Source organism: Ensifer sp. 22460 (assembly GCF_052044935.1).
Lineage (GTDB): Bacteria > Pseudomonadota > Alphaproteobacteria > Rhizobiales > Rhizobiaceae > Ensifer.
In genome coordinates, this window is the sequence record NZ_JBQENZ010000016.1 from 43,922 (window position 1) to 56,034 (window position 12,113).

Annotated in this window: 10 protein-coding genes; 2 read left to right on the forward strand and 8 right to left on the reverse strand. The window is 56.8% G+C overall.

Annotation, left to right across the window (positions count from 1 at the left end):
• Positions 1 to 29: 29 nt before the first annotated feature.
• Positions 30 to 983: an NAD(P)-dependent oxidoreductase gene (locus ACTJKM_RS20060; RefSeq protein WP_440637032.1), complete on the forward strand. Its 954-nt coding sequence runs from the start codon at positions 30 to 32 to the stop codon at positions 981 to 983.
• Between the two features lie 295 nt (positions 984 to 1,278).
• Positions 1,279 to 2,220 (forward strand): LysR family transcriptional regulator, encoded by a 942-nt coding sequence (locus tag ACTJKM_RS20065; protein ID WP_440637034.1) that lies wholly within the window; start codon positions 1,279 to 1,281, stop codon positions 2,218 to 2,220.
• A 140-nt stretch (positions 2,221 to 2,360) separates the two neighbouring features.
• On the opposite strand, the gene ACTJKM_RS20070 is transcribed toward ACTJKM_RS20065, so the two are convergent.
• From ACTJKM_RS20070 to ACTJKM_RS20105, 8 genes are all read right to left on the reverse strand, one after another.
• Positions 2,361 to 4,694 carry a molybdopterin-dependent oxidoreductase gene (locus ACTJKM_RS20070; protein WP_440637036.1) on the reverse strand — a complete coding sequence of 778 codons (2,334 nt, stop codon included), beginning with the start codon at positions 4,692 to 4,694 and terminating at the stop codon, positions 2,361 to 2,363.
• 9 nt (positions 4,695 to 4,703) lie between these two features.
• Entirely contained in the window at positions 4,704 to 5,930 is a 1,227-nt protein-coding gene (locus ACTJKM_RS20075; protein WP_440637038.1) for a CaiB/BaiF CoA transferase family protein, read from the reverse strand.
• A complete protein-coding gene (locus ACTJKM_RS20080; protein ID WP_440637040.1) occupies positions 5,927 to 7,624 on the reverse strand; it encodes a dipeptide ABC transporter ATP-binding protein in 1,698 nt (565 codons plus the stop codon). Before ACTJKM_RS20080 ends, ACTJKM_RS20075 begins: the two co-directional genes overlap by 4 nt.
• Positions 7,621 to 8,466 carry an ABC transporter permease gene (locus tag ACTJKM_RS20085; RefSeq protein ID WP_440637042.1) on the reverse strand — a complete coding sequence of 282 codons (846 nt, stop codon included), beginning with the start codon at positions 8,464 to 8,466 and terminating at the stop codon, positions 7,621 to 7,623. Before ACTJKM_RS20085 ends, ACTJKM_RS20080 begins: the two co-directional genes overlap by 4 nt.
• Complete coding sequence (locus ACTJKM_RS20090) at positions 8,463 to 9,497, reverse strand: ABC transporter permease (RefSeq protein ID WP_440637044.1); 1,035 nt, start codon at positions 9,495 to 9,497, stop codon at positions 8,463 to 8,465. The genes ACTJKM_RS20085 and ACTJKM_RS20090 overlap by 4 nt, the downstream gene beginning before the upstream one ends.
• Positions 9,494 to 11,107 (reverse strand): ABC transporter substrate-binding protein, encoded by a 1,614-nt coding sequence (locus tag ACTJKM_RS20095; protein WP_440637046.1) that lies wholly within the window; start codon positions 11,105 to 11,107, stop codon positions 9,494 to 9,496. The genes ACTJKM_RS20090 and ACTJKM_RS20095 overlap by 4 nt, the downstream gene beginning before the upstream one ends.
• A gap of 354 nt (positions 11,108 to 11,461) precedes the next feature.
• On the reverse strand, positions 11,462 to 11,638 hold the full coding sequence (locus ACTJKM_RS20100) for a hypothetical protein (RefSeq protein WP_440637048.1): 177 nt from the start codon (positions 11,636 to 11,638) through the stop codon (positions 11,462 to 11,464).
• A gap of 27 nt (positions 11,639 to 11,665) precedes the next feature.
• Complete coding sequence (locus tag ACTJKM_RS20105; RefSeq protein WP_440637050.1) at positions 11,666 to 11,920, reverse strand: hypothetical protein; 255 nt, start codon at positions 11,918 to 11,920, stop codon at positions 11,666 to 11,668.
• Positions 11,921 to 12,113: the final 193 nt, after the last annotated feature.

Consider the following 12,113-nt stretch of genomic DNA (forward strand, 5'->3'; position numbering starts at 1 on the left):
TCGCTTGTCGTCCTGAGAAAGGAAGAATTGTGGTTCAGTCTGCCCCCCTTGTTGTCGTCAATCACCTTGGTGAAGCGCTGGGCAATGCCCTGTCCGCGCATCCATGCAAGCCTATCGTCGAAACGGTTTCAACGCTCAACCGACCGTGGGCTATACGTGAAGATGCGAATATTCTGATCACTGGAACGCTTCCGGGCTGGCGTGACGCGCCTGAACAGGCGCCGTCAGAGCTGTCGGACCTCGGTTGGATCCAGACAATATCTGCTGGGGTGGATATTTTTCCGAGGTGGCTCCTGTCCGGGCGGCTTGTCTCGACGGGGCGCGGACTGACATCCTCCTTAGTTGCAGAATATGTAATGGCGGCAATTCTGCGGACGCAGAAACCCCTCGAACTAACGGCCGTGCGCGGAAATATATGGACTAGCGCGCCTCTGGGGGCAGTGGCAGGACAGCGGCTTGGTATTGCAGGTTTTGGGGCCATTGGCGTGGAAATTCTCCAACGAGCCAGAGCCTTCGAGATGGATGTCTCCATCTTACGGCGCGAGCCGCCCGCCGAGGCACCCGCAGGCGCGCGTTATTGCTCCGATATCGAGGAGCTTATCGGCTGGGCCGATCATCTCGTACTTGCCCTGCCATCAACGTCCGAAAGCCGCAACTTGCTGAACCGGTCACGGCTTCTTTCGGCTCGGACCGGGCTACATTTGATCAATATCTCTCGCGGTGATTTGCTGGATCAAGAGGGTCTGATCGCCGCAGTCGATGCCGGATGTATTCGGTGTGCGACGCTGGATGTCACCGATCCCGAACCGCTGCCCATCGGGCATCCAATGCTTAACCATCCGAATATCTTGATCACTCCCCACAATGCGTGGACCGGAGGAGACTCAAATGCCGCCTTTACGGCGCGCGTCTTACGGGGGCTCACCGCCTACGCCAATGGCGACAAGCCAGACTTTCAGGTTGATGTGGAGCGGGGCTATTGAGCCGGAGGAAGGGCAATTCGTTTATCGCCTCAGAATGCACGCGAGCGGTACCGAAAAGCCGGCAATGCAGTCCGCTTTCCACCTAAGCTGTTTTTTCGAGGGAGCGCTGGCTTCCCGCACAGTTTTACCGGAGCCCTTGGAGTAGTGCGGTTGGAGCTTCCAAACGAAGTTCTTGAGTCTAGACGTGCACCGGGCACGTCGTAACGTTTCTGGTTATTGTTCCGATATCCTGCTACTGTTGACTATGCACTGTAGCGGTGTGTCGATGTCGTTTCGACGAACGAAAGGAACACCCTTGGACCTAAGACAGATCAAATGTTTCGTGGCGCTCGTTGAGGAAGGCAGCGTGACGGGCGCAGCAAGGCGCCTGAATGTTGTGCAGCCTGCCGTCAGCATGTCCCTGCGCAAGTTCGAGGATGAATTCGGAGTCGTCCTATTCGACCGGACCGCGCGTGGTGTTGTCGTTAGCCAAAAGGCACGCGGACTGTACGAGATCTGCGTCCATATTTTGGATCAGGTAGCTGCGGCAGCGGATGTGTTGCGGTGCGGCGACATCGAGACCCCTACTACGCTTACCGTTGGGTCGTTACCGTCGGGGGAGTACAGCCTGCTTCCGGTTGCACTTAGCGCGGTCGCGGAGGCATTTCCTGGCTGCAAGATTACCAGTCGCCACAGCTTCAACGAAGAGCTTCTCGACCGTGTGTCGCAGGGACTATTGGACATTGCCATCGTAAGCGAGATCAAGAAGCATGAGCGGCTTCCACATGATTATCTAGGGTCAGAGCGGCTCTTGTTCGTGGGCGCGCCGGGAAGTGGACTGGAGCGGATGAAAAGCATTTCCGCTGCGTCCATCGCCAAATATCGCATGGTGCTGAGTCCGGTTCTGCGCCGGCGGTTCGAGAATGACTTCGCTCGTGCCGGAATCGAACTAACGGCCGCGGTCGAGGTTGATGCGGCGAACAGCATCTTTGGAATGTTGCGCCAACCGGGCTGGTTTTCGATCCTTCCCGCCAGTGCTTTCTGTGGGATGCCGGACGGCGAGTTTGCGGTGACGCCGATATGCGAACCTGCAATCGAACGCGATCGCTGGCTCGTATGGTCTCGCGGTCGTCCGTTGTCCATGGCCGCGACGTTGTTTGGCGACGTAGTGCGCAAGCTTCTAACGGCGAATGCGTATTGCACTGTTCCCGACACAAATGCGCCTGTCGTGAAAGGCTTACCCGCAGCGAGCGAATGACGGTATCCGCCGCAGACCTCGAAGCGGAGCAACTCGACCCCAAGCTTTTCTGGGTTGCATTGAAGCCGCGTCTCTCTACGGCAGAAAGAGCATTAAGTCTCACGCTAGCGGTCAGCCGACTCACGAACTGTTCCATTGATTCAGAGGTCGGTCTCGCGTTTTAGAATTGGCCGATCGAAGGCCGTAATGGGCGGGGGACTGCCTGAATATCGGCGAATGTCGGCGAGACAGGACTGGGCGGAGCAGCCCTGTGATAGGCTTGATGCACCGCGGTCGAGTGTCAGCGCGTTTGGGTTACCGTGGAGTTCAATTGCGCCATCGGCATCTGTGCCCGGATCATACCATGCACCAGTTGCTAAACGGATCACGCCGGGCATGATGCCAGGGATGATAGTTCCCGTGGCAAGACAGCGTCCGCGATCGTTGTAGATTTCCACCAGATCGCCGTCGCGGATGCCCCGTAGTGCCGCATCGGTGGCGCTCATATACACCTGTTCGCGCCCGTTGCGCTTGCCCTTCTGACTGCTGGTGCCATGGTCCAATTGGCTATGTAGTCGAAATTTCGGTTGATCCGACAGCAGGTGCAAGGGCCACCTCGCCGCCATATCTCCCCCGAGCCATTCGAACGGTTCAAGCCAGACTGGATGACCCGGGCAATCAGAATAGCCGAAGCTGTCAATCGTTTCCGAAAAGATTTCGATGCGACCTGAGGGCGTGCCGAGCGGATGACGGTCTGGATCCGCCCTAAACTGCGACAACAGCACCGAAGGCTGCGCTGTGTCTCTGAAATCCAGCAACCCCTTATCCCAGAAATCCTCGAAGGTAGGCAGAGCGGAGTCAACGGTCGGATGGCTGCGGTATACGTCGTAGATGTTTTTCAGCCAGCCCATTTCATCGCGGCCTTCGGCAAACACTTGCTCGAGACCGAGCCGCTGTGCGATGCCGCGGAAAATGTCAAAGTCACTGCGCGCCTCGCCAAAAGGTGTTGTGATCTGTTTCATTGCGACCAGCACGCCTTCGCGTTTGGCGTGACCGATATCGTTTCGCTCTACAGAGAGGGTCGCAGGCAGAACTATGTCCGCCATCTTCGCGTTCGCGGTCCAGAACTGTTCATTCGCAATAATCGTGTCCGGGAGTTGCCAGGCCGATGAAAGCCGGGCCAGATCCTGATGGTGATGGAAGGGGTTACCACCTGCCCACAAGATAAGACGAATATCGGGATAAGTGTGCGTCTGCCCATTGTATACAAACGAGCCTCCCGGATTGAGCAGCATATCCGTGATGCGAGCGCAGGGTATAAACTCCGCTACCGGATTGCTACCCTGGGGAAAGGTCGGGCCAGGCAGAAGTGGGTGGGGGCTCCCGATGGCGTTGGTAGTTCCATAACCCACAGCGAATCCACCGCCAGGCAAACCAATCTGGCCCAGCATCGCGGCCAAGGTTACCAACATCCAGAAAGGCTGCTCGCCATGCGCGGCCCGTTGCAGCGCCCACGCGGCGTTTAGCATCGTACGGTGCGTGGCCATGTCACGTGCCAGTCGGACAATTTCATCTTGAGGGACGCCGGTGATTGGCGCGGCCCAGTCCGGCGTTTTTGGCGCGCCGTCAGTCTTGCCTAGAAGATAAGGAACGAACCGATCGAACCCCGTGCAGTAGCGCAAGACAAAGTCTTCGTTCCAGAGGTCTTCAGTAAAGAGCACATGCGCAAGCGCGAGCATGAACGCGGTGTCCGTGTTAGGACGTAGCTTTATCCAACGATGTTCAGCGCCGACATCGAGATTGTCATTCACCGGCCCGATGTTGACAAACCTAGTTCCTAGAGCGCCCATAGCCCTCAGTCCCGCATCGGTCCGATGCTCGCTGGCTCCGCCCGACGAGATCTGCGCGTTTTTAGAAGGAACGCCACCGAATGCGACGAAAAGTTCTGTGTTCTCCGTAAGGTTCTGCCACGAGGTGTGCTCGGCCATCAGCGCGTCCATGGGAGCAACAACATGTGGCATCAAAACCCGTCCCGCTCCAAGGCTGTAGGTGTCGGAATGCGCCACATAACCACCGGCCAGGTTCAGAAACCGGTGAACCTGGCTTTGCGAATGATGGAACCGGCCAGCGCTAGCCCACCCGTACGAACCGCCGAAGATTGCATTATTACCGTGTTTTGAGCGCACACGCTCCACTTCTCGCGCGACAAGATCCAGCGCAGTATTCCAGTCAACCTCAACGAAACTATCCGATCCGCGATGGCCCAGAGCCGGGCCGGGCCCATTATCAAGCCATCCGCGTCGAACCGCCGGTCGTTCGACCCGCATACGATTGAGGTCGGCATCGATGCGATTAAAGCCTATTTCCGGTGGCCAATCGTCCTTATGCCAAGATTTTAAAACGGGTGTGCCGTCTCCATCCGTCTCGACCTCGTAGATGCCCCAATGCGCGGCGGTATAGTGTTTCGATGTGCCCTGGACTAAAGGTTTGCGCATAGAGTTTCCTCAGGTTACCCCGTTTGCTCGGAAGGCCTCGATCTCGTGCTCGTCATAGCCAAGGTCGGCACCAAGAATGTAATCCGTATGAGCGCCCAGCTGCGGGCTAGGCCGCAGTGGTGTCATCGGCGTATCGGGATAACGCAGCGGACTGTGTGCCATGGTGATAGCGCCAAATTCCGGGTGCTGCATACCTGTCAGCATGCCTCGCTCGAAGAGATGCGGATCATGCGTAACTTCGTCAAGCGTGCGGATTGGCGCACACGGCACGCGGGCGGCAATTAGGCGGTCGAACAGCACGGCCTTCGGATGTTGGCACGACCAAGCGCCAACCAAATCATCCAACTCGTCCATGTTACGCACACGGTCGGGCATTGTGGCAAAGCGCACATCCTGAGCTAACGCCGATGCGCCCATTGTCTCAACCAGCGCCATCCAGTGACCATCATTATTGCAAATGATCGCGATGTGGCCGTCCGAGGTCGGGTATACATTATAGGGAGCTAGCGACATTCCGCCGTGCCGGTTGCCGGTGCGTAGTGTTTGCCGCGCCCCGCCATATAACAATCCCAGCGATGAACTGAGGGAGTGATACACAGCCTCGAGCATCGATACCTCAACTACACGGCCCACGCCCGTACGCTCGCGCCCGAGAAGGGCCGTTGCGATTGCGCCGTAAAGGTGGATGCCGCCGAAAAAGTCGCAGATCGCGGGGCCGACTTTCATTGGGGGGCCGTCCGCATAACCGGTGATGCTCATAACCCCGGACATTGCCTGCACGGTCAAATCCATCGCCGGATAGGAAGTGTACGGCCCAGATTTTCCATAACCTGAGCCCGAGGCGTAGATAATGCGCGGATTTCGCTTTCGCACAGTGTCCACGCCCAGACGCAGTCGGTCCATGACGCCGGGAGCAAAGTTCTCGACAAGCACATCGGCCCGGTCGATCAGTTCCAGAAGTATGCGGTGTCCGTCTTGCGTCTTCAAGTCGAGTGTGATGGAATCCTTATTGGCATTAAGCAGGGCAAATGGCAGGGCTGCACCGCTCTGTGCGCTCCGCTTGCGTAGGTGTTCGCCGTCGCGCGGTTCGACTTTGATCACACGTGCGCCAGCCATGGCAGCAAGAAAAGTGGCATATGGACCATTGTAGATCTGGGTCAGATCAACAATCGTCAACCCGTCCATCGGACCTTTTTCCTGCTCGAACATCTGATCGGAATTCATGATCGACTTCATTTGGACACACCTGAGGCAATAGCCGTCTCGGGCACCGCGCAATTTCGAGACGCATGCTCTGTTGGATTGAAATGGGGAATGGCGTGAAGCAACTCGCGCGTATATTGCGACCGAGGATCCGTGAATAGCGAACTCCCACCGATCTCCTCGACCTTGCCCAGCCGCATTACGACAACATTTTCACACATCATGCGAACCACATTCAGGTCGTGGCTCACGAACAGGAAGGCCATACCGTCTTCGCGCCGCAGGCGGTCGAGCAAGCTCAAGATGATTGCCTGCACCGAAACATCCAACGCCGCCGTAGGCTCATCGAGAACTAAAAGGCGTGGTCTCACAGCGATTGCGCGCGCTATGCCAACGCGTGCCTTCTGGCCGCCCGACAGCTGGTGCGGAAAGCGACCAAGGAGGTTCTCCGCAAGGCCAGCACGGGCTGCAGTCTCGCGGACTCTCTCTCGAAGCTCCGGCCCGCTGCGCAATCCCTCAAGGCGGCAAAGGGGGTCGGCGATGCTGTCGAACACTGAAAAACGCGGGTTCAAACTGTCGTCCGGGTCTTGAAAGACGATCTGGATGTCCCTTCGCTGTGGTGCGCGGTGAAAAACGCGCGTGGAAATCGCGCCAATGTCTTTGCCATCGAAGAGGATCGTGCCTTCCGAATGGGAGATGAGGCGGCAGATGATGCGAGAAATCGTGCTTTTACCACTGCCTGACTCGCCTACCAAACCCATGCTGCCGCCGGCGGGAATATCAAATGAGACATTGTCTACAGCCGTGACATTGCCGAACCGCTTGAGGAGATTGCGAACTTGCAGAAGCGGTGGCGCACTAGAATCCGGGACGGAGGGTGGCAGAACAGCGCCCGCCGGCTCATGAGACTCCGACACGCGCGCCATATCCTCGATCGTCGAAGTCGGCGTTGGCGATGCGTTGACCAGTTTTTTCGTGTAGGGATGCTGCGGCGTCAGGAAGATGGATTGCGTCGGACCTCGTTCGACGATGTTCCCTCTCTCCATGACGACGATATTGTCGCAATACTGTGCAGCAAGACCAAGGTCGTGCGTGATCAGTATCGTCGACATGTTGCGATCCGCTGTGATGCTGGCGAGCAGGTCCATGACGGTCTTTTGCGTCGTCACGTCGAGCCCGGTTGTGGGTTCGTCCGCGATGAGCAGATCGGGGCGGCACGCGATCGCGATAGCAATCATGACGCGCTGGCACATGCCTCCGGAGAGCTCGTGGGGATAGGCTTCGAGCCTCAGTTCCGGATCCCGTATCATCACCGCCTTCAGGAGTTCGAGTGCCTCGGCGCGCGCCTCCCGGGCAGTCATGTTATTGTGTGCCCGCAGTGCGTCAGCGATCTGCAGCCCAACAGTCCGTATTGGATTCAGTGCCGAACGAGGGTTTTGAAAGATCATCGACATTGCGGCGCCGCGCATGGTCCGTAATTCGGACTCGGGCAAGCGTGTGACGTCAATCCCTTTGTAAAGGACGCGGCCATTAACGATGTTTGCCGACTTTGCTAGCAGCCGGGTAATCGCGTAGGCTGTCACCGACTTGCCTGAGCCGGACTCGCCGACCACGCCAAGAGTTTCGCCGTCTTCCAATCCGAAGGATATGCCGCGTAGCGCCTCTACCGGTCCGTTGCGTGTAGAAAAGACAACACGTAGATCCTCTATACTCAATAGCTGGGTCATGTACGCATCCTGGGATCGAGAATGTCGCGCAGGCCATCCCCCATGAGGTTGAAGCAAAGAACGGTGAGCATCAGGGCAAGACCGGGAAAGGCCACCAGCCACCATTGTCCCGCGGTGATAAAGCGGGCGCCTTCAGCGACCATGATGCCCCACTCCGGTGTCGGCGCGACCACGCCCAGTCCCAAGAAGGAGAGACCAGCGGCGTTGATAATCGCCCAGCCGAGATTGAGAGAAATCTGCACGGCCATGGCAGGCATGATGTTAGGCAGCAGGTACTTAATCACGACCGAGACATCATTGTGGCCCCCGGCACGGGCCGCCTCCACCCAACCCGCATTGCGCCGGACATTCACTTCGGCTCGCGCGAAACGGATATATATGGGCAGATTAATCACCGCCGTAGCGATGATAATGTTTTGGACGGAATTGCCCAGCACGGCCACAAGCGCCATCGCCAGAACGAAAAGCGGGAACGCCATGAGCACGTCGACAAGGCGTCCAACCCAACGGTCCAGCCAGCCGCCCATATATCCGCAAAAAGCCCCGACCAGGGAGCCGCTTATAAACGAAACGACCACCGCCGAGGCTGCAATCGCGAGATCTAGCCGAGTTGCAACGATAAGCCGCGAAAGGATATCACGACCAAGCTGATCGGTACCAAAAAGATGTTGCGCGCTGGGCGGTTGCAACGCGTTTGCGACGTCCGTCGCTAAGGCGTCGTAGGGTGTGATCCACGGAGCGAGCATGGCAATCACGACTAGGCAAACGATTCCAGCCATTGCGATGGATGTGATGAGATTGCCGCGCATGACCCAGACGACGTGGGAGAATGTGCTGTTCATTCGATACTGACCCTTGGATCGGCAATGCCATAAAGAATGTCGATTACGAGATTCACCAACACGAAGATGCCGGCCATCAGCAGGACGAAGCCTTGAACTGGGGCGTAATCGGATGACACCAATGCATCGAGTGTGTAAGAAGCGACACCTGGCCAGGAAAATACCTTCTCGACCAGAACATTTGCCCCCAGCATCGTAGAGAAGACGACCCCTGCGATGGTGAGCACCGGAAGAAGCGCGTTACGCAGTGCATAAGTTACAACAACGCGTGAATTGCGTAACCCGACCGACTTTGCGGTTCGAATGTACTCGCTCCCTAGAACTCCAAGCATCGACGCCCGGGTCATCCTGGCTAGTGGCGCCAATACAAATAGGGCCATGGTGCACGCCGGCAGGATGATGTTGGCCAATGCCGAGCGCCATCCCGCCCAATCGCCGACAAGCGCGAAGTCAATGAGAAGAAATCCGGTAATGTCCGGTGGCGTTGCAACGAAGATGTCGATCCGCCCCGTTGGATCGGGAGCGATGCCAAGCAGGTAATAGAAGAGGTAAATCAGCATCAAGCCTGATACGAAGGTGGGCATGCAGACGCCAACCGTGCAGAATAACCTGATTGCATGGTCGATAAGCGACCCAGGCTTAAGCGACGAGAGCACCCCCAGCGGAATCGAGACGGCAAGCGCGATGAACAATGCGACTAATGTCAGCTCAAGCGAAGCCGGAAGCCGTTGCAGCATATCCTTTAGCACTGGTTGACCAGTCATCAAAGAGTTTCCGAGATCTCCCCGCGCGACATCTCGCAGATAGATTGCCAGTTGAACGGGAAAGGGCTTGTCGAGCCCCATTTTCTCACGCATTTCCGTAATCTCTTCCTGACCGGCTGTGACCGATGAAGATGTGAAGAAGACCGCAGGGTCACCAGGGAGGATGCGCATGAGGATGAACGTGACGATAACGACGCCGAGAATAGCCGGAATCGAGGACACGATGCGCCGCCTAAAGCGGCGCCCGATTGACACCAAGATATTCATGCTCGAACCAGATCCCGATAGTCGGCCTGGCGATAGTAGTGATAGGTATAACCTTCAATCGAGGGTGCCATGACTACATCGATGTTTGCCTGATAGGCCAGGACTGACGGATTTTCTTCAGCCAGAATGGCAATCATCTCCTTGCAGTACGCGTCGTACTTGGCTTGATCAGCTTCAGTTCTCGCCAAGTTTACCAACTCGACAATCCTCTCATTTGTCCAGTTAGCTAAATTCCAGCGTTGATCGCGCGTGAAGTATACCCAGAAGAAGTAGAATGTTTCGGGCAGCCAAGCGCTACCGCTTTCGATATAGAATGGCAGGCCTTTCTTTTCCGCCTGCATCGTGAAGAGCTGTGCGTCCGGGACTTTCTGGATAGTAACACGAATGCCTATGTTGGCGAGGGACTCCTTGATGAGAGCTGCGATAGGTTCGCCGACGGCCGCATAACCAATTGCGAATGTAAACGTGGTATCAAAGCCATCGGGATGACCCGCCTCAATCATCAGCGCCTTCGCACGGTCGAGATCTGTGTGATTGGGAAGCGGCTGTGGAAAATCAGGGGTTGGCGGTTCATCCGTCCATTGGGCGCCGAACAGCTTTTTCCCACGCCCGAATAGGGCGGCTTGAAATATTTCCTCATAAGGTAGGGCGGCTGCGACAGCCTGACGGACCTTAGGGTTGTCGAAGGGCGCTAGTTTGGTGTTGAAAGAAATGTGGGTGAACCCATTGGTCGGGGAGATTGGCACCACCTTGGCTACGCCCCGCTCCTTGAGCGAGTTGATGTCACTGGCCTGGACATCCAACGCGAGGTCTGCGTCGCCCCGTTCCACAAGATTAGCGCGCGTCGCGGGTTCTGGCACGGTCTGGACGACAATCCGCTCAAAATGTGCGATATTCCCGTCGCGACCGCCCTTCCAGTTGTCGTTCCGGCGTAGTACAACCTGCTCCCCCGGCTTATATGATTCTATCATATAAGCGCCCGATCCTGCGGTGTTGTTTTTCAACCATTCCAGCGCCCACGGGTCTTCCGCTGTTGCATGCTGCTTCGCCAGCTTGGAATTGAAGATCGCGCAGAACGGCAGACCGAGGTTCGGAAGCGCCAGACGGTTAGCGTCAGGCAGATTGATTTCGACTATGTGAGGTCCGGCAATGACGAACTGATCCGTCTTCGTCATACTGCCGCTTTGGAGCTGGGCTGGCGCATTAGTTTTGGCCGAAACCATGCGATCAAGTGACCATTTGACATCCTCGGCGGTCACAGGCGAACCGTCGTGCCAAGTCGCGTCGGGCCTCAGATGGAACGTGAGCTTCAACCCGTCGGCGCTCTTCTCCACGCGTTCTGCGAGCTCAGGAACGATAACGCTCTGGTCGAATGTCCATTGACCATCAACCATCTTGCGGCCAAAGCTGATCAGCCTGTCATATACGCTCATGGTCACGCAATAGCTCTCGCGCGAAGCCCCTAGAAGGCTTGAATCGAGAGAATTCACCCCGCCTCCCATCACATGGCGCAATGTCGCCCTACGATCCTGCGCGTGGCCGAGTCCAGCATAGGCTGTAAATCCGAGCGCAAGACTGCCGGCAAGATAGACTCGTCTAGTAATATCCATAATGTTCCCCTTTTGATTGCGGATATTGTGTTCGCAAAAGGCTTACTGCGGAGGATATTGGCGACTTCTGGGACCGTTTGCGAAGGCGTCGAGTGACGTTATCTCGTAGTTTGGAAAACTGCGTAACTCGCGAAAAGGACAGATTGGCTGTCTTTGAAGCGCAACCTTCTCCTCGCTTTCGATATCATGGCAGCACCTCTATCCGTTCGGCAAATAAGTTTGTGTGATGCAGGGCCATCAAGTGGTGTGACCTCAAAGGCGACAGGGTCTCGTCTAGGTCTCCTCGGCGAAGGTTTAGGTTAACGCACCGAGCTCGCGACGGAACAGCTCGCCTCGCGGATCTTGCCCGTCTTGCTATCGACGGCTGGCAGCTTCTTGCCCAACGAAGAGCCTGTCGCCGGCGGCATGCGCCTCCCGCATTGCCGGTAAACGACGCGTTACAATTCGCAAAACAGTTTTGCAGAAACGGCTATAGTCGTAGCCATCGGCATGAATGCTGTGATTTTCTTCCTGAAGGGTGAGCAGCGTCACGCCTAACTTCTTAAAACTATAGAAAACCTAGGCCCAGTTTGGCTCCGGCCGCCGCCGCCTGCCCTGCTTGACCCGGCAATTGAAAAGCCGACCCTTCAGGGCATCGTCCGTTAAGTTATGCGAGAGGGACCAACTTAACCACACCGTCGCGCCCCGCTTGAGGTTGTCCTGCGTGGTGCCGCCGACAATCTCGAGGATCATTTCGATCTCGCCACTGCTGGCCCCGCCTCCGTCAAGCCGGAACATCTGTCCTATAATGGTCAATCTTCTGTTTGCCGGCATCAAAATCTCCTCGTTTACCGGGAGGCTTGATTCCAAAGTTCTTAGCCCAGGGGGATATTCAGAAGAAAACGGCCGGCTTCACGTCGGAATCCCACATATGAGCGTGGCTGACGTTGATCGAGCGGTTACCGACGGCATATCCGGCCGAGCCAACAAATTCGCAAGAATGGACGATGGAACTTGACTGGCGCGA

Bases quoted from the DNA above. Each gene is read 5' to 3' on its own strand.
- ACTJKM_RS20085 (WP_440637042.1), bottom strand. From the start codon at position 8,466: ATGAACAGCACATTCTCCCACGTCGTCTGGGTCATGCGCGGCAATCTC.
- ACTJKM_RS20090 (WP_440637044.1), bottom strand. From the start codon at position 9,497: ATGAATATCTTGGTGTCAATCGGGCGCCGCTTTAGGCGGCGCATCGTG.
- ACTJKM_RS20070 (WP_440637036.1), bottom strand. From the start codon at position 4,694: ATGCGCAAACCTTTAGTCCAGGGCACATCGAAACACTATACCGCCGCG.
- ACTJKM_RS20095 (WP_440637046.1), bottom strand. From the start codon at position 11,107: ATGGATATTACTAGACGAGTCTATCTTGCCGGCAGTCTTGCGCTCGGA.
- ACTJKM_RS20105 (WP_440637050.1), bottom strand. From the start codon at position 11,920: ATGCCGGCAAACAGAAGATTGACCATTATAGGACAGATGTTCCGGCTT.
- ACTJKM_RS20075 (WP_440637038.1), bottom strand. From the start codon at position 5,930: ATGAAGTCGATCATGAATTCCGATCAGATGTTCGAGCAGGAAAAAGGT.
- ACTJKM_RS20080 (WP_440637040.1), bottom strand. From the start codon at position 7,624: ATGACCCAGCTATTGAGTATAGAGGATCTACGTGTTGTCTTTTCTACA.